This window comes from Pseudoalteromonas arabiensis (assembly GCF_001550155.1).
Lineage (GTDB): Bacteria > Pseudomonadota > Gammaproteobacteria > Enterobacterales > Alteromonadaceae > Pseudoalteromonas > Pseudoalteromonas arabiensis.
In genome coordinates, this window is record NZ_LRUF01000008.1 from 261,881 (window position 1) to 281,111 (window position 19,231).

12 protein-coding genes are annotated in these 19,231 nt (G+C 41.9%); 3 read left to right on the forward strand and 9 right to left on the reverse strand.

What is annotated here, in order from left to right:
• Window positions 1-125 precede the first annotated feature (125 nt).
• Entirely contained in the window at window positions 126-1,631 is a 1,506-nt protein-coding gene (locus PAARA_RS03800) for a phospholipase effector Tle1 domain-containing protein (RefSeq protein WP_062567742.1), read from the forward strand.
• On the opposite strand, the gene PAARA_RS03805 is transcribed toward PAARA_RS03800, so the two are convergent.
• The 5 genes from PAARA_RS03805 to arfA all read right to left on the reverse strand — a co-directional run bounded on the left by PAARA_RS03805 (window position 1,615) and on the right by arfA (window position 10,733).
• Window positions 1,615-2,382, reverse strand: a complete 768-nt coding sequence (locus PAARA_RS03805) for a substrate-binding periplasmic protein (protein WP_062567743.1) — start codon at window positions 2,380-2,382, stop codon at window positions 1,615-1,617. The two genes, PAARA_RS03800 and PAARA_RS03805, sit on opposite strands and share 17 nt — an antisense overlap.
• A 161-nt stretch (window positions 2,383-2,543) precedes the next feature.
• Window positions 2,544-5,174 (reverse strand): glycosyl hydrolase family 18 protein, encoded by a 2,631-nt coding sequence (locus PAARA_RS03810; protein ID WP_062567744.1) that lies wholly within the window; start codon window positions 5,172-5,174, stop codon window positions 2,544-2,546.
• Between the two features lie 64 nt (window positions 5,175-5,238).
• Window positions 5,239-6,837 (reverse strand): lytic polysaccharide monooxygenase, encoded by a 1,599-nt coding sequence (locus PAARA_RS03815; RefSeq protein ID WP_062567745.1) that lies wholly within the window; start codon window positions 6,835-6,837, stop codon window positions 5,239-5,241.
• Window positions 6,838-6,891: 54 nt separating this feature from the next.
• Window positions 6,892-10,059, reverse strand: coding sequence for a glycosyl hydrolase family 18 protein (locus tag PAARA_RS03820; protein WP_062567746.1), 3,168 nt, complete (start codon window positions 10,057-10,059; stop codon window positions 6,892-6,894).
• Window positions 10,060-10,544: 485 nt separating this feature from the next.
• Window positions 10,545-10,733 (reverse strand): ribosome alternative rescue factor ArfA, encoded by a 189-nt coding sequence (gene arfA, locus PAARA_RS03825; protein ID WP_062567747.1) that lies wholly within the window; start codon window positions 10,731-10,733, stop codon window positions 10,545-10,547.
• Between the two features lie 225 nt (window positions 10,734-10,958).
• On the opposite strand from arfA, the gene PAARA_RS03830 reads away from it, so the two are divergent.
• Window positions 10,959-12,827, forward strand: a complete 1,869-nt coding sequence (locus PAARA_RS03830) for a cation:proton antiporter domain-containing protein (protein ID WP_062567748.1) — start codon at window positions 10,959-10,961, stop codon at window positions 12,825-12,827.
• A gap of 25 nt (window positions 12,828-12,852) precedes the next feature.
• Here the strand turns inward: PAARA_RS03830 and PAARA_RS03835 are convergent, their stop codons facing one another.
• The 4 genes from PAARA_RS03835 to PAARA_RS03850 all read right to left on the reverse strand — a co-directional run bounded on the left by PAARA_RS03835 (window position 12,853) and on the right by PAARA_RS03850 (window position 17,773).
• Entirely contained in the window at window positions 12,853-13,326 is a 474-nt protein-coding gene (locus tag PAARA_RS03835) for an RES family NAD+ phosphorylase (RefSeq protein WP_062567749.1), read from the reverse strand.
• Window positions 13,326-13,760: an antitoxin Xre/MbcA/ParS toxin-binding domain-containing protein gene (locus tag PAARA_RS03840; protein WP_062567750.1), complete on the reverse strand. Its 435-nt coding sequence runs from the start codon at window positions 13,758-13,760 to the stop codon at window positions 13,326-13,328. Before PAARA_RS03840 ends, PAARA_RS03835 begins: the two co-directional genes overlap by 1 nt.
• A gap of 228 nt (window positions 13,761-13,988) precedes the next feature.
• Window positions 13,989-16,529 (reverse strand): TonB-dependent receptor plug domain-containing protein, encoded by a 2,541-nt coding sequence (locus PAARA_RS03845; protein WP_062567751.1) that lies wholly within the window; start codon window positions 16,527-16,529, stop codon window positions 13,989-13,991.
• A 293-nt stretch (window positions 16,530-16,822) separates the two neighbouring features.
• Window positions 16,823-17,773 (reverse strand): sensor histidine kinase, encoded by a 951-nt coding sequence (locus tag PAARA_RS03850; protein WP_062567752.1) that lies wholly within the window; start codon window positions 17,771-17,773, stop codon window positions 16,823-16,825.
• A gap of 99 nt (window positions 17,774-17,872) precedes the next feature.
• On the opposite strand from PAARA_RS03850, the gene nosR reads away from it, so the two are divergent.
• Window positions 17,873-19,177, forward strand: a complete 1,305-nt coding sequence (gene nosR / locus PAARA_RS03855; RefSeq protein ID WP_062567753.1) for a response regulator c-di-GMP phosphodiesterase, NosR family — start codon at window positions 17,873-17,875, stop codon at window positions 19,175-19,177.
• Window positions 19,178-19,231: the final 54 nt, after the last annotated feature.

A 19,231-nucleotide genomic window follows, 5' to 3' on the forward strand; every position in this document is an offset into this window, starting at 1 on the left:
TTGCCCAAGCTCATTAAAGCACACCAAAAACTAAAACCAATAAAAAATAACCATCGCGCATAATTTGTCTTCAAATTTTAACAAATGCCTTGTATGTTATGACAAACCACTAAAGGAATGACGCTATGACCCCCAAAACGCTGATTTTCAACTTTGATGGCACTGGCAGCGAACCTCGTGATGCAGAGCAATTTAGTGCAGCGCATTTTAAAGAAGACGCCAGTATCTCTAACATACTTAAACTTCACTTATTATTTGGCGGCGCACTAAATAATGAGCCAGAAACCCCATTTCCTGATCAAATTAGTTTTTATTATCAAGGTATAGGCACCCAAGGCAGTCGTTTTAAACGCCTTTTCAATCAAGCTTTAGCCCCTAGAGGGGATGATGTTGCCAGTATTTTAAATCGCGCCATTAATGACTTTAAAAGCTATTACACTGTTGGCGATAAAGTACTACTCACTGGGTTTAGTCGTGGCGCAGCGTTAGCACGGCGTTTTGCTAAATGCCTTGAACCACTTATTAGTGATGATGTTTACTTGTGTGTATTTGATACTGTGGCATCGATAGGGTTTTCTAAAGTCACAAAAGCAACCCGTGGTGCTGAGCATGTGATTTTTGAAAACTATACTTTAGCAACAAATATTAAAGCCGCCCTTCACTGTGTTGCACTTGATGAAAAACGCAGAGCTTTTGAACCAACGCTTATCAATAAAGCGCCTCATGTTAAAGAAATATGGTTCGCTGGTGCCCACTCCGATGTAGGCGGTGGTTACTATCGTGACGGTTTAGCCGACATTTGCCTACGGTATGCGATTGAGTGGTTAATTGAACAAACGGTTGCACTAAACCTTTTAACCAGCGCAGACATCAACTACAACACATTACTTCCACAAGCGCATCGTAACTTAATTGCACAAGACGATGTCACCGTTACGCCCGACCCGCTAGCACTCAGTCATCAACAAAACTATTTTTGGTTCAATCCGTTATTCAAACTCGTTGATCGTGAATGTTGTGTACTTATTGAAAACGAGCAAAGCGACCATCCACCAACTATTCACCACACTGTCGCACATAGAATCAACCGCTTAACAAGCTATCGTCCTGAGTCACTTAAAAGCCTAACCTATAACGTACTTTATAACGATGGCAACCTGCTAAAATTTAAGGGGTTATGCCAACACATTGCGCTTGATAAGCAAAATATGACTGTGCTTAGTATTGGCCAAAGCAAGGATGTTTTAGTGTATGGTTCTGAAAAATACAATCACACAGGTGTCATGTTAGAGCTAGGTGGCACTTACCGCTTTACACCTTACCCTGATCAAATTTGGTATGACGACGGTATTAGTTGCGGCCCAGGCGGCTGGCATCGCGATAATATACAGCTGGGCGTGAAAGAAATTCCGATGGCATTACTCGAGCCATTTCGACGTTTAGCGCACGCACAATGGTTTGCACTCATTGGCGCGATTGATAACAACGATGATCACCTTTTCGAAATCGCAGAAGGTGCCGATATCCGTATAGCAAAATCAGGTGAATTTTGCCCATTTGCAAACGACCTTAACCGCTTTTATGGGGCAAATGCAGGGCGCATAAAGCTGCGTGTTACTCGTCTTGGCTAAAGCTTCTAACATGCTCAGCTATCAAACCTGTGATGCTTTGTTGGTGTGTGATGATGGTATTGTTTATTCTAGTACGCTCAGGCTCTGTTAAGGTTGTTTTACTAAGCATAAACGACACCCAATTATCGTTAATAATATAGTCATGAAGCGCAATTCCTTTTAACTTAAGCGACCCTATGAGATAAAGACCGGCAAGCTCATCATCTATAAAAAAATCGACTCTATTAGCTTGTAGCATTCCTAAACGTTGTTGCAATTTAGGCACCGCCATAATTTGATTTTTAAACATTTTTATTCGGCTAAGCGCTGTAAACTCTTCACCGTAGTAGCTACCACTGTTGATTAAAATAACCTGACCTTTAAGTAATAATCCTTTTAGACTAAGTGCCGCATATTCTTTTTTGGGATACCAAAATAACCGCATCACCTCTTTTCTATAAGGCTCTGAAAAGTAGCTAAAACGAGCACGTTCCTCACTAAAACTTGCGGCGGGAAGTAGGTCTACTTTACCTGACCGCAGTTCAGCAAAGCCACGCTTTGAAGACGGGAGTGAAACAAATTGTGTGCAAAACCCAGATTTACTTAATACAAACTCAGTGATCTGGATATCAATACCAGAAAACGTTTTATCACGAATAAGTACATAAGGTGCCCATTGCTGAGATATTCCAACCTTTAACGTGCGTTCACAACCAAACGCTTTTGTAAAAAGCAAAATCGAACAAAGCAGAATACACACTTTTAACTTCATCAATATACTTATCGGCGGCTATAGTTAATCATTATCAAAGTATGGTTGATAGTAAGTAAAAGGCCAAAATAAACGTCAAAGCATGAAAAAAGCAGCCTTACGGCTGCTTTAGAGGGAAATCACATTATCATGAAACGCATTCCAATGTGGCTAAAAAACACTTAAAGTGCTTTCCATACATCAGCGCTGCCAGGCTCATCTCCTTGAGTCCACCACTTCGCTTCGTATTGAGTACCTTGGTGAGTCACTTGGTCGCCGCTGTTGTAAGTACCTGCTGCTTGCCAAATAACACCACCATTTGCATCTGTAGGCTGTGAACTTGCTTCCCATACGCCACCTAGATCTGGACGATCACCTTGTGTCCACCATTTAGCAGTATATAAAACACCGTTGTACATCACAGTATCACCACCCACATAAATGGCAGTTTCATCCCATGTTGTATTACCAGGAGGGTTAGTCGTACCTGAGTCTGTCACTGTCACGTTGAAGCTGACTGATGTAGCTGCTTGACCATCGCTTACCTCAACCGATACAGGGTAGGTTGTATCCGCAGTAACACTGGCCGCTTGCAAACTCACATTTGCACCGGAACCCACTAACGTCAGGCCGGCAGGTACAGTCCAATTATAAGTAAGGGCATCATTATCTGCATCTGTTGCAGAAACTGAGACGGCTACGCTTGCCTCTTCGGCAACTGTTTTGTCAGTAATAGCTGCAACAACAGGCGCTGAGTTTCCACCAGTACCAGGCGCAACGACATTGACTGTCACGTTACGGCTTACACTTGCTTTGCCATCAGTGACTGTTACTGTTGCAATGTATCGCGTGTCAACAGTGACCGATGGTGCTGTAATAGCAAGTGTATTTGTATTTGCTCCTGATACAGTAAGTGCATTATCGGCAGTCCAGCTAAAGCTTAGAGGGTCGTTATCAGCATCTGTTGCTGATGCACTGATTGAGACAGTTTCACCCGCATTCACTGTCACCGAGCCTGACACAGAGACAACGGGTGCTTTGTTAGTCGGCTCAGTAACGGTGCCACCTAAACCTTCATGCATTGCATTAAGAATATCACCGTTATCCGCATCAATTTCCCATGCAAATAAACCACCTAGGTTATGTTGGTTAACATAGTTACCTTTTGCGATAACTGACGCAGGGCTATCATATGTGATGAGTTTACCGGTAGAACGATTCCAAACATACGCGCCTTTTGCTTGTTCATCATAACCAACTTCAAAGCCGTTTATACCCGTACCCGATGCACCAATCATGTGTGCTTTAATGCCTTTATAATCGATTACACCATCTTCCCACACACCTTGTGCGTTACTGCCTTTTAATGGACCCGATCCTGTTGCTGTCATTGGATTACCATCAATGGTTGTGCCCGCAGGGTAAACACCTTCCCAACCACGGCCATACATTGCTGTACCAACAACAATTTTCTTCGATGGAACATTTTGCGCAAGCAGTAATTGAATTGCGTTATCGGTTGTGTAAGCAGGGCCTTTATAAGGAACACCACCAGCATCTACACCCGTACCATCACACTGACCAGGGCGGAAATGCGTACCACAATAAAGTGCTGTTTGGTGACCTGTTACACCACTCCACGCGCCATAGAAGTCATACGTCATGGCAAAGATGTAATCCATGTACTGGCTCGCGGCTTGATAATCAACATCTTCAATTTTATCGTAGCCAGCACCAATTGCAGAAGTAAGCTCATATTGACGGCCAGTTTCAGCTTCTAGCTCATCAAGCATGATGCGAAGCTCTTGCATCAATGCAACATATGCAGGACCATCAGCGACAGGGTCACCTAGATTAGGGTTTGCGCCGTCACCACCTGGGAATTCCCAGTCGATATCAACACCATCGTAGAATTTCCACGTTTTTAAGAACTCTTTCATCGAGGCGACGAAGGTGTCACGATTTGCCTTGTTAGTGAAATACGCGAATGGGTCTGATAACGTCCAGCCACCCACTGATGGTAAGATTTTTAAATCAGGGTAACGCTGTTTTAGTGCCATTAGCTGTGAATATGTACCACGGATTGGATCATTAGCATCAACACCCGGTAGTGCTTTTTGAACAGCTGCCCATGGATCATGAATAACCACTTCAAAATCCTGCGAACCAGCACAAGCGGTATTTAACGCATTTTTAGGCCCACCGGTCAGTGAATCATTCGGACCACAAATTGGAATAAAGCCATATAAAATGTGCGTTAAGTTTTGGGCAGGAATATTCGTTACATCGAAATCACGACCGTAAATGCCCCACTCAACAAAGTAAGCACCAGTGACTAACCCTTGCTTTGTACCAATATTTTTATTGTTTGGATCATAATCCATAGGCAATGGCGCTAAATGTGCGCCGTCGGTATCAGCAATAACAATTGGTTTGCCTTCACTGCGCGCGCAAGTCGTGCCGCCTTCACAAAGCTCGACATACATAGTATGGCGACCTGCTTTATTATAAGGGAAACTAATTACACCACTTTTAGTACCCGCTGCAAGCGTACCTTCATTTACAAGCATATTGTCAAAATACACTTTATAACTGTCGCCACCATCACCACTCCATGCATTCCACTGTACATTAATGGTCACTTGTTCAACACGATTGACAAGGCTTTTATATGAGCCTGTCCCTTCTAAATTCACCTCAACAAATGAGTATTCTTGTGGCTCCCAATTAAGAACAGGGGTTGAAGGAGCAGCACTTGCTGCACTTGCGAATAATGCAACACCAATGGCTGCGCTTAGTTGTTTTATATTCATGATTCTCTCTTTCTCTATTTTTATTAAGCTTTACGCTGTATTGAAAAGTTTGAACTACAAAACTTTAGATTTCTGTCCATACTTGGCTTTCACTCGGTACATCACCTTGAGTCCACCATTGTGCGCGATAGCGCTTTCCTTGATAGGTTACTTCGGCACTGCCCTGATAGGCTTTGCCACTCGCCCATTGTTCAGATGCTGTACCCGCTTCTAGCTGCCATGCATCACTGCTGTCAGGCTGTGCACCTTGGTTCCACCACTTGGCACTGTATATGCCACCGCCAAAACTGACTTGATCGCCCGTGTTATATTGGCGCGAGCTATCCCACGCAGGTACGCTTGGTTCGGTAGGTGTTGTGTTGGTATCTAGCACATTCACAACAAAACGTGTTTGAGTGGTTAATTCACCGTCTGATACCGACGCTGTCACTGTGTAGCTTGTATCAGCATCAACCTCTGGCGCGACGATGGTGATATCAGCTCCAGTGCCTGTAAAACTCAGCGGTGCAGGTACATTCCAGCTATACGTTAATGTGCTTTGTTGATCATCAAAGGCATGCAAATGCACTTTCGTACTGCTATTTTCATTAACTTGTAAATCATCGTGTTGATGAACAATGGGGGCTGTGTTTTCAGGTGCAGCTTGTACACTTAATGCAAAGCTGTAGCTTGCATTAGTTGCAAACACCTGATTTGTTAGTACATCGTTGGCATTAAAGGCAATACTGCCATCACTATTTTGAACACCCACTTGCAATAGGTGACTGTAATTAAGGTTGAGTAACTCAGCAAAGGCTTGCTGCCAATTCGCTTGATTTTCGCTGGTTATTTGCATTTGTTGAGTCACTAACTCTTGCCCTGCTTCATCAAACAAACGCGCAGAAACATTGCCACCGACAACAGCATCTTGCCCTTGGCGAACAAAGTAACTGAGTGCAGACCAGTTTGTTGAATCTGTTGGCCCAGCGTCAGTAACAATAGTAATATCGCTACAGTTATAAAAACCTTCACCACCGGCATCCTCACGCTGCCAACGTGTATACAAGATTGCATCACCGCTGCGACCAGCAGGAATTGAGACACTCATTTCGTAATAACGATCATTGTTTGCATCAATAACAAAATCGAGGTTGCCGTATTCAGCAACTAGCTCTAAGTCATTCCAAGTTAAAACTTGCGTTGCCCCATCAAAGCCTGGCTTTGTTAAGTAAAACTCCCAGAAGCTAGGGTTATGTGGTGTACTTGCTAAAAAGCGAACTAAAATATCGCCATTCGCATTCGGAATAACATCACTGCGTTGCCAATGCGGCGAAGGCAAATCCATACCTCGTTTTGCACTATCTCCTGCGGCACATAATGCCCCATCGGGCACACTTTGTTTTACCGCGGCAATGTTGGTGTAATCAGCGGTATTCGCCGAAAACTCAATATCTTGTACAAACTGTACATGCCCTGATTCAACAAATGCTGCTCGACAAGCTAGATTTGGAATACCACTGCCATCATCAGGCCACCAATAACCGCCATCAGCATTACAAATCGCCTGACGTGCTTTAGGACTTTCTAAAAATCCGTGGGCATTTACATGGCTTGATGCAAAGCCAAGCAACATGGTGCTTGCCAGTGCCGATAAAGACAATGCCTTCGATTTAATAATTTTCATTGTTGTGTTCTCGCTGTAGAAACGCGGAGCAATCTCCTTGCTCCGCTTATTGAGTTAAAGTGTGCAACTCACTGTCCAGTCAGCTGTTGTGCCTGGCTCTGCGCTTGTCCACCACTTTGCTTGGTAAACCACATTGTTGTGATTCATAAGATCGCCGCCTAGAGCATGAGTTGGGTTACCTGCCCAATCCGTTTGCGGCCAGTTTGGATACACAGGGATACTTGTTACATCAACACCTTCACATGTCGCACCATTTCCATTTGTGTTACCGCCTGTGTCAGTGCCTGAATTTGGCGTGCCAGGAACGGCATCTGGTAGCATTGGATACTCATATTTGAACGCGTATGTTTTACCGCCCTTTTCAATCGTGAAGTTACTTGGGCCAGTAATTGGCATGTAATACATCACTTGGGCATTTACGGTTTGGCCTGTATTGAAGGCTTTTTCGATACCGCCCCACTCATTTGTAAGCGTGATAGAAAAACGATGGAACTCATTTTCATAGCCACCAATGTTATTACCAGCCGCATTCGAGCCATTCACATCCACAGCCATACCCAGCTTTTCTTGAGCATTCCAATTTGATTTGAAAATAGCTGATGTTGATACAGGTACATCAAAACTGATTTTCGCACCGCTTAAATCAATATTTGAATTGTTTGTGAATGAGAATGTAGGCGAAATTGGGTAGTTATCATCACCAATTGGGAAGTCTTTCACTGTAAAGCTGACATCAACCGCTTCACTCGGAACAGTGAAATTAACGTTACCTTGATGCGTGTCATACGCAACACCACTTTGATTAAACTTATTGTAAGCAAGTGTCGTTAGGCTTGAACCCATGAAGTACTCACCTTTTGCTGAGTCATAATCAAAGTCACCAGCAAGCTCCCAGAACATGATGCCACCAAGGCCGTTGTTGATAACGTAATCAACTTTGGTTGCCATTGATTGCTCATCTTCAATTGATAAGAATACTTTTTTATCTGCATTCCATAACCATGGAGCCACAGCCACATTGTCGTAATGACGTGTATAAGTGCCTGTTAATACATCATTTGGATCTGTACTTGGTGTTAAACCATAGATTTCAAGATAAGACGGGTTGATACCGTTTTCTAAATTTTTAGCATGCCACAGTGGGTTTGAGCCAGCAGGCATTTCTTCACCAGCGTCATTTTTATCATGCCACAGGTTATCGATACCTAATGCACCGTTACCACATTTGTTCTTCTCACCAACACCGGTTCCTTTAGCACATTTAGATTGGTCAGGTAGTGCAGCTTGTCCCCATAATCCATTTGTACCGCCAGATACATCTTTGAAACCACGGGTATAATACGGAATACCAATGTTGATACGACCCGCAGATACTGCACCGCGGAAATAACGCACAGCCCAATCTGTATTTAAGTAACCAATACCTTCAAATTCTGCCGTTGTATACACACCCCATTGCGCGAGCTCTGAATCAAGGCCTGTATCAAACAATGCAGCATTGTGACCCACGTGTGAGTTCCATGCACCGTGTAAGTCGTAAGACATAATGTTCACATAATCTAGGTACTTAACACTTTGGAAAGTTTCCATACCACGTAACAAGTAGCCTGAAGATGGAGAAGCAATTGTTAGTAAGTAATGCTTACCCGCTTTTTGACCAGCAATATCAAGTTCTTCACGGAGTTTTTCCATAAGAACACGGTACGATGCATTTAGACCCGCACGGCGTGCATTCGAAATTGGGAAATCATCCGGATGACCCGAGTCATTCATTGATGAAGGGTATTCATAATCAATATCAACACCATCAAATCCATATTTTTCGATGAACTCAACAGCACTTTTCGCGAAAGCGTTAATACCAGCTTGGTTTATTGAACCATCAGCATTCGTTGTCATGGTGTAAAAACCACCACTATTAACACGTGTACCATCAGCACCAAAGTAACCACCAGTTTCGGCCCAACCACCAACAGAAATCAGTGTTTTTACATCTGGGTGTTGTTTTTTAAACTTGTTGAGAAGATTGAAGTGACCTGAGTAACTAAAGCTTGGATCCATCTCTGCACCCGACACACCAGGCCAAGTCATATTAGTGGCAGGGTTACCAGGTGCATTAGGGTCGCCAATTGATACCTTGTTGTTAGCATCAACATGAGCAAATGCATAGTTGATGTGCGTGATCTTATCCCATGGAATATCGTTCACTAAGTAACTAGGTTGACCATTTGCACCATTCCGCCAGCTTGTGAAGTAGCCAATAACACGGCGTGGGTGATCTGCGCCCATTTTTTCACGACCATTTGCATCATACACAGTACAATACGGCGTATTTACGCCTGGAGTTTGATATAAGCCTTGTGGTTTACAATCTGCACCAGGTGGGGTTGCTTCAACAACATTAACAACTTTAGTTGCTGTGCCAGTCGCACCTTCGTTATCTGTCACCGTTAACATGAAAGTAACTTGACCTAAAGCGGTAGCCTGCCATGTATAGCTTGAAGATGCAGTATTAGCTTGGTGAACAGCGGTGCCATTTTCAGACAAACTAAGTCCTGTTACTTGACCATCACTGTCGGAGCCAGATAGTGCAAACACAAGCTCTGAGCCAACGGTAATTTCATTGGGTACAGCACTAAATTCAATGCTGGCTGTGGGTGCTTGATTTGTTGGGTCTACAACACCCGACACACTCACCGTGTTAGCGACAGCAGTCGATACTAAACCTAAATCGTCCGTTGCAACGGCACTTATAACATGGCTGCCAGCAACCGCTTGCCAGTTAGTTGAATACGGTGGTGCACTCACAACGGCAACCGAAACATTATCAACAAAAAACTCTACACTGGCGACACTGCCATCGACATCGCTCGCCTGCGCATCAATGACAACGCTGTCACCACTATTAAATAAAGAACCATCAGCAGGTGTTAAGCTAGTGACTTGAGGAGCTTGGTTATCAGTGACAACGCTGTCACAAACTCCCAAAAAACGCCACTCTTGATCCGTGCCAGAATTCTCCACGGGGTTTGACTGTGTCCACCACTTGGCTTCATAGGCATTATTATTAGCCTGAACTTGGCTACCGCCAACGTGCGTTTGTCCTTGTTGCCATACTTCTAGATTACTGCAATCAACTGCAGCTTGTGCTGTAAAGCCATATAATCCAAGTGACATTGCACTTAGCTTAAAGGCATTTTTTATAAATTGATGTGAGCTCATTCGCTCCCTCCGCCCAAGGTTGTTATAACATTTATTTTACATTTCCAACTTAAAAGTAACACAAAAAATAAATGGGTCAACCTTAAAATTACCGATAAAAGGTAAAAATCAAATCCTTTTGGGCGTAAAATGCTTAGTTACAAACCAAAAAGAATGAATCCATTTACTCTTAATGAAACCGAGAGAGGATTCTACAACTAAAAAGTGAACACAAAGTTAACAACCAATTAACCTTGCTAACGATGATTAACACAGGGTTTTTGAATTAAATGGAGAGAGAAACGGGCTAAAACGGCAAATAAAATACGTTTCTTATTTGGGTATATAACTAATAATCTAGTTTTTAGAAAAAAATGTATAAAAAATTGTGTGTTTTTTGTTCTCCACTATTCACTTTTCAGTTTAAGAAGCAAATTCAAGGCATAAAAAAAGCAAACTTGTCAGTTTGCTTTTCTGTAAAAATCCTATTTGATCACAACTAAAATCTAAGCAGCGATTAAATAGGACTCTCGCCCTGCATGTTTTGCCTTACGTTGGTAAGCGCCTTTACCTTTTTTAGCTTTTTCTACCTTTGATTTAAATAATTTTGAAGTGACCAATGCCGCATAAACATTGTCATTAATAACACCGCGACCAGTATCAACTTGGCTTTGGTTATGTTTCTTTTTGCTCATTTATTGCTCCTATTTAAAGTGCCGCGATTATATACACGGTTTAATGCTACGCAAGTGGTTTTTAAAAAATTTTCTGTTTTATTCACTGCTTTAACGAACTTGAGGATGATTTTTTATTTTTCAACCCATTTAGTGTTTTCTTGCTTTTCCTATTGGCAATACTTTTTAAAACAACCATAGTTACTAAATGTGCTAATACATTGTTTATCATAAAAAAGGTCTAAAATGGCAGATATCCTCCTAATCGCCTTCATTTTTCTAATAGCAGGTATTGTTGCAGTACCCATTGCCACTAAGTTAGGTTTAGGTTCAGTGCTTGGCTATCTCCTTGCAGGTATCGCTATTAGCCCGCTGCTCAATGCGCTGAATGTCGATGTCATTGCAATTCAACACTTTGCTGAGTTTGGAGTTGTGATGATGTTATTTATCGTCGGCCTTGAATTAGAACCCAAAATATTATGGTCAATGCGTAAGCAACTAATAGGTCTTGGTGGTGGGCAAGTTATTATAACCAGTGCGGCTTTAGCTACAGTCGCTATTTTGCTCGGACACACTTGGCAAACGGCTGTCACAATTGGCTTAATCTTATCTTTATCGTCCACCGCCATTGTATTACAGACCCTCTCAGAGCGAGGACTATTAAAGTCAGATGGTGGGCAAGCTTCATTTAGCGTATTACTCACACAAGATATTGCTGTGATCCCTATGCTGGCTTTTATTCCTTTACTGGCTTTACCCGAGCTATCTCAAGGTATAAGTAGTGCGGCTCAAAATTCTCACAGTGGACTAAGCCTTGTTGCAGATCTTGAAAGTTGGCAGGCAGCATTTGTAACGCTAGGGATGATTGCCTTGGTCATTTTTGGTGGAAATTATCTAACAGCGCCTCTTTTTCGCTTTGTCGCGCTGGCTAGACTTCGGGAATTATTCACCGCTACGGCGTTACTTTTTGTAATCGGCATCGCGTTAATGATGTCTTTAGTCGGGTTATCTGCTGCATTAGGCACATTTTTAGCGGGTGTTGTGCTTGCCAACTCTCCTTATAAACATGAGCTTGAGAGTAATATTGAGCCATTTAAAGGCTTATTATTAGGACTGTTTTTTATCACCGTTGGTGCTGGAATAAACTTTCAGCTACTCACTGATAATTTCATGGTGACGGTGTTGTTAACATTCGCCCTTGTTATCACAAAAACGCTCGTGCTGTTTTTACTCGGCCGATTATTTGGCTTAAAAGGCGCAGCATCTTGGCTACTAGCTCTTGGACTTGCGCAAGCGGGAGAATTTGGCTTTGTCCTTTTAGCCTATAGTGTGGCAAATAATGTGCTCGATTCGAGCGTTGCTGATCAGCTACTTTTAACTGTCACACTATCAATGCTGATTTCGCCTGCTTTATTCATTATTTATCAACGTGTTATTGCACCAAGGTATATTACAGAGCAAGGCAGTAGAGAAGAAAGTTTCCCTGACGATAGCCATGTGATCATTGCAGGATCAGGCCGCATGGGTGGCCTTGTCGATCGTATTTTACAAGCTGGTGGCTATAAAACGACCGTGATTGACTATAATTATAAGCAGCTTGATGCACTCGAGCGAGTTGGAATTCGTAATTTCTTTGGTGATGCAACGCGTCCTGATTTACTTAATGCGGCTGGAATTGAAAATGCAAATTTGCTCATCGTTGCTTTAGATGATGCCGAACAAATAACTAAACTAGTACGTTATGCAATGTATAACTACCCACATTTACATGTTGTTGCGCGCGCAGTAGACCGCCATCATGTTTACGATTTATGGGCCTATGGTTGTCGGGATATCATTCGCGAAACGTTTGACAGCACGATGAGAATGGGGCGTTCAGCTTTTGAAGCTCTCGGTATTGAGCGAGGGAAAGCCCAAGAAATGGTCGATATATTCACTGAGTTTGATAAGGAAATGCTACGTCAAGCCGCTGATGCCTATGAAATTGGCGTTCCGTTTGAGAAAAATCAAGCCTACATTGATTGTATAAATAAGCTATTTGATGAAAAAGAGCCGCAAATAAAGCAACAAATGCGTGAGATTTGTGAGCGTGTTGCCACATCAGAAAATAAATAGATCACATCAACTACTTTGAGTAACCTCAAAGTTTAGCGGCTAGCCGATTAGGGTAAAGAAAATTCTGACAATCGATGCTTTGAATACGACTGATATCTTTATGTAGTGGGTTTATTAAAAAGTTATATTCGTCTGGACATAAACTGGAGGGAACTTGAAGCACCGCTGCCTCCATCGAAGTAAGCCAATTAGAGCCTAAGGCCTGAGTATCAGTAATATAAGGGTGATCATCCCATGCTTTTGGCAGCTCGGAAGCAACTAACCTGATAACTTTTAGGTCGTCAGGTATTTGAATCGTTGTGATACTCAGGTTTTTACTTAAAATATCCGTTGTGTCATTCACTAAACGTTCAAGCATTGCCAGTGATCGTGAGCTGGCGGTATACACAATTGGCTTACCAACAAAATGCCACCGTCCCTGCGCATACAAGCCACCTAATCCAGATAGCGCGTTCGTTAGGTCGTTATGTACTTTAGGTGCGATCCGATAACAAATCATTAAGCAGTAAACCCATACTCAAGCCCTAAAATAACACGCTTAATCAGCGCTCGACCGCGAATGGTATGAATCACCGATTTCGGCTCTTGATTAGCAAACTGAATGTTAGGAGTACTAAGCCATTCATTCCAACGTTTAACATCACCAAAGTAAGCTATACCTTGTGAAGAAATACGTGCAACCTCTAAGGCGTTTTCACTTAGCTTAGCATTAAGACGTTTTCTGTCTTTGCTATAACGCTCAAGAGTACGCGTCGTTGTGCCTATTGACGTCGCTAGAATATTAGCATCCCAATTTAGCTCTTTACCAAGAGATTTAATAGCACTGACTGTCACCCCCTGCGTGGCAACATTAATTTCATCTATTGTATTAGAGTGAACGGTCACTCTGCCATCGGTAACAACACCTAGGTAATCTGTTTCAATCACATTCATATTTCACCTCGCCGAAAATCGACATCTGTCATTCATTATAGTGACACCTGTCGCTTTTTACAATTATCATTGTGCAACCATTCTTATATTACTTTGGCTAATAATGCATCGTGCGACTTTTAGTTTTGGTGGGGGTTTATCACAGAGCTTTTAGATCTGTTTAGTTTTAGGAATGAAAATAGCGCCAAGTGGCGCTATTTTAAGTTTTAAAATTGCAGCTTGATTGCGTTAAAAGCTAAAGCTCAGTTTTGCGTAATAAGTCATGCCATCAAAACCATAAGGTAAAGCACGAACAGGATACTTAAAAGCTTTATTAGTAATAAAATCAAGCACCTCATCTTCACCTAACTCATCAGGTGTTACATCAAAAATATTATCAATACCTGCCGATAGCATCAGTTCATCGGTCAATTGATAGCCAACATTAACATCAACTAATACAGCTGATTCAACAGTGCTGGTATCTTTGAACTCGCCTGTTGGCGATAGCTCATCTGGAAGGCCGATGTGATCATTACCAAAGTATTTAACATCCGTTTCGCCGTAATAGTTGAAACGCACCATGCTATTGAAATCACCGCGATCATACTCAAAAGTCAGTGTTGCGCGCTCACCCGGTTGTCCATCAGTTAAAAAGCTACGTTGTAAGTCATCAAGAGCAACTGAATCAGGGATCCCTTCTGGCGCATTAACATCATCAATTTCTGTGTCATTTAAATTACCTGCAAAAGTCGCAGAGAAGTTACCTTCATACAAATCAGTGCGGTAAGAGGCAATGATATCCACCCCTTTAGTTGTTGAATCAACAGAGTTTGAGAAGTAGTTAGCTTGCTGGGCACCTGTGGCATTTAACGCCGCAACGGCCTCTGGACTAAACGCCACATCATTTGCCGACATCAAGCTGCCTAGTGTAATACGGTCTTTAATTTCAACATGATAAAAATCAACGGTTAACGATAATTCACTACTTACATTATATACAAAGCCTGCACTTAAGTTTTCAGAGCTTTCAAGACCTAAATTATCCACGCCAAGTGCTGAAGGGAAATCAGACCCCGCCGTTGCAGTGAACGATTGTAACAACACACCTCCTGCACCTAGGTTAGTGGTGTAGGCAGTGTATGCACTTTGTTGTAATGATGGTGCTCTGAATCCTGATGAGATCGCACCACGGACTGCAAAGTCGTCTGTAATTTCATATCGTGTTGCCAGCTTACCAATGATGTCATCACCAGCATCAGAGAAGTCTTCATAACGAAGTGCGGTACTGATTTGCCACGCATCGGTAATTAAGGTTTCAGCATTTACATAAAAAGCGTAGCTGTGGCGGCTTTCTTTGTTTGACGCTTCTGGACGTAATCCGTTATAAGCTTGAAAACCACACTCAGCAAATACCCCCTCATCATTGACCGCAGGGTATGAGGTATCGGTATTCGCTAAGCCACATGCGTATGAGGCCTCTTCACCTGGCACTATTTGATAATTCTCTTTTCGGTATTCAGCACCTACCGATACATAAACAGGTTCGCTACGACCAACATCTAAAATACCATTTAGATCGGCATTAACGGTGGTTTGATCAAACCTAAAACCACCAGAATAACCGCCCGTTGGGCCCGCATTTGCGGCAATATCTGCATCACTCGCATCAGGGTTATTCGCTACAAACTCAGCAGTATAAGAAGCATTTATGGTATTTTTTGACGTAAAATCATAGCTATTTTCACCATACACAGCAGATAGGTCATAGCTCCAATCTGTATTCAGGTCACCACGAAGTCCTAAGGCTACCGAGATATCTTCAGCTTCATTATCAATACGTGGTAAAAAGCCATCACTGTATACTTGCACTACATTTTTGGCTGCTTCATTGTAATTACGGTAAAAACCATTGCCTAATGCAGTTCTATTTGAATAACCGCCGAATGAATACAGCTCAAAATCCCCTAGTGGCAAAGCCATATTATAGAATAACGATGTAAATTCGCTGTCAGCATTACCTTGTCCCCAACGAACATCATCTGATAGCGCCCCTGCTGGCTCGCCTAAAGCTCCGCCGGTATCTCGTTGTGCTCGGTTAGTACCGTCAGCGTCCCGATATTCGGCTGAAAAATTAATAAAACCACCTTCGTCGCCTAAATCAAAACCACGATTTAAACCAATCGATATTGTATCGCCGTCGCCTTCGCCTGTACTCCCTGCTTGCACATACCCTGTAGTTATCCCCGTCGAATCATTTAGCGATAAGTTGATAACCCCCGCGATAGCATCTGATCCATACTGCGCAGCAGCACCATCTCGAAGTACTTCAACCCCTTTTAGGGCAGTCAGCGGAATCGCATTCATATCAGTACCAGCAGCACCCGCACCGACTGTTCCATTTAAACCAAAAATAGACTGATTATGACGGCGTTTGCCGTTTATAAGCACAAGCGTTTGATCTGGTTGCAAACCACGCAACGTAGCCGGTCTAAATAAGTCTGATCCGTCAGACACCTGAGTACGAGAAAAGTTAAAGGATGGTGCGGTTGCTTGTAAGCTTTGGCCAAGCTCAGTGAAGCCCCCTTTGTTTAATGTATCAGCATCAATTAAATCAATCGGAGATGAAGACTCTGTAGCAGTCCGATTAGCCACTCGCGAACCAAGCACTGATATTTGCTCTATATTTTTATCGGCTTTTGTACCTTGTGCTTCTTGAGCCTGCGTAGAAGTCGCCGTCAGCGCTAAACTCACCGCTACGGCAAGTAAGTTAAAAGAATGTGTTGTCATATGTGTCCTGTTGATAGTTTTAGGCTAACTTTCGTTAAAGTGAGACGCCCCTTAGAAAAACGAAAGTAACCACTAAGCACGTATAGTCGATTTTAAAATCACTGTGTTGAAAGCTAACTCATGCCTGCGAGTTAACTTTTAAGAAACATCCTATCAACAAACCAAGCAAATGGAAGAAAAAAAAGTTACGACTTAGGTATAAATTTTTCAAATAACGGAACTTACAAATTAGCACTGGTTAAATTTCACTAAAAACCAACACAAAAAAGGATACTAATGCAAAATATAAATGATTAACCTTCTAAACCAATTTGATTAAACACCGGAAATATACAGCTAATTCGTGACCCCATTCCCTCAGCGCTTTGAATATCGATCTCTCCTTGATGCTCATGGACAATAGCATACACCATTGTCATTCCCATTCCTGTGCCCTCGCCTACTGGTTTAGTGGTAAAAAAAGGATCATAAATTTTAGCGATAGTTTGCTCACTCATACCACACCCATTATCTTCAACATCAATATGGATGCGTCCTTCAAGTTCATAAACAGATACTATGATGTTAGCATTGTCATTGTTTTTACAAGCTTGGCTTGCATTAATCACTATATTTACAATTACTTGGCTAATTGCAGATAAATTACACCAACTTACAGAGATAGGGCTAAAATGAGTGTGTAATTGACAATGCTTTAATTGGTTAGCAAGTAATTTTAGTGCACTTTTAACAGCATCTGTCATATCTGAAAATTGCTTTTCATGGCTTTTAGGACGAGAAAAATCCAATAAATTAGCTACAATTTTACTGATTCGCTGAAGGCCTTGCGCGGTGTCACTTATCAGCTCAGGTAAATCATCAGAAACAGAACGAAACGAATGTGATTTGTTTAGTTGGCTAAGACGTTGGCAAAATGCTTCCTTATCTGTTGTGCTACATACAAACTCATCACACAGTTCAAGCAATTCGCTGAAATAAGCACAATGGCTTTTCAGACTATCAATATTACTCATACTGTAGGCCAATGGGTTATTAATTTCGTGCGCCACGCCCGCACACAAAGTTCCCAAAGTAGCCATCTTTTCGGCTTGTATGAATAAAGCCTGATGACATTTTAAATCCATGATTTTTTGTTCTAGTTCACTGTTTAGCGCGACCAGGATTCGACTTTTATCAGCTAATAGCTGCTCGGCCTCTTCTCTGGCTGCTTTTTCAAGTAAGTAGGCTTGTTTAAAATCATCCATTTTTAGCCTCAAAATATAAAATCATCTCTACTAAAACCTAGCACAAGCCCCAATTTGAAGCTATGTTATTGATTAAAGATAATTCATAGTGCGTCCTCTATGGCAGAACCAGCAATAAAAGAACATATTCAAGTTTTATGCATTGATGATGATGAAATTGTATTGCGCACTTTGCAAAGGCTACTTGTGTCTTATCATTTAAGTGTTAAAACAGCGCTTGCTCCCAACGAAGGACTAAAACTGCTCGATACTCACACATTTGATGTCATTATTTGCGACATGCGTATGCCACATATGGACGGTGCTGACTTTTTCGCACAAACACTTGATATTGCTCCAGATGTACACCGTGTTTTGCTCACCGGCTACGCTGACATAGACAGCACCATTTCTGCTGTTAATAAAGGAAAAATTCACGCCTATATACAAAAACCATGGCAAAACGAGTTACTGATACGAACAGTGAATGATGGTATCGAAAAAACGGCGCTAAAACGCAAAAATAAACAGCTCGAAAAACAAATAAAAGCGCAAAATAATCAACTAAAAGAGCTCAATAACAACCTTGAGCAAATGGTCGAAAAGCGCACACAGCAGATCCGTAAAGTGCTTAAGCAATTAGAAGAAGCAAACGAGCGAGAAAAGCATGAACATCGCACAACATTTGAAATTTTATATAACTTTATTAATGCCAATCCTTATTTAGATGGCATACAAGCGCAAAATATAGCCAGCACCAGCAAACAAATTGCAGAAAGTATAGGGCTGGATCAAAAGCATATTAATATGGCCGAAATGGCAGGTTACTTAGCACAAATAGGCTTACTCGCTATGGAACCAGCACTATATAAAACGCCGACTCGTGAATTACCCGAAAATCAAAAAAAAATATTCTACACACATCCAAGTACAGCACAATTAATGCTCATGCCAGCAACACATTTGCATGATGTTTCTGAAGCCATTTACCATCAGTTTGAGCATTACAACGGAACAGGCATCCCCAAAGGCTTAAAAGGTAAAGATATTCCAATTACAGCAATGATCTTAGCCGTCGCCCGTGATTTTTGGCAAGCCGTAGATAATGTAACCGTACAAGGAAACAAATTTGAAAGCGCATTAGATCAATTACAGTTATACAGTGGTACGTATTATCATCCCAAATTACTTGAAGCCTTAGCGAGTTTAAAAATTACGTGCGCAAGTAATCAGCAAGTGGGTAGCATGAAAATATTGTCTGCTGATGAGCTAAAGAATGGCATGGTACTCGGTCATGCACTAAGAAATTACGATGGCATTATGTTATTGCCAAAAGGTCATATCTTTGGTGCGAAATCGATTGCCAAGCTTCAGCAACTTGAAGCGAAAAAACCAAACCCTTTCAGAATCATGATCAAAAATTAACGAACAAAAGTGATCACATAACCCCATTACTTCGTTACAATATGATTTATATTA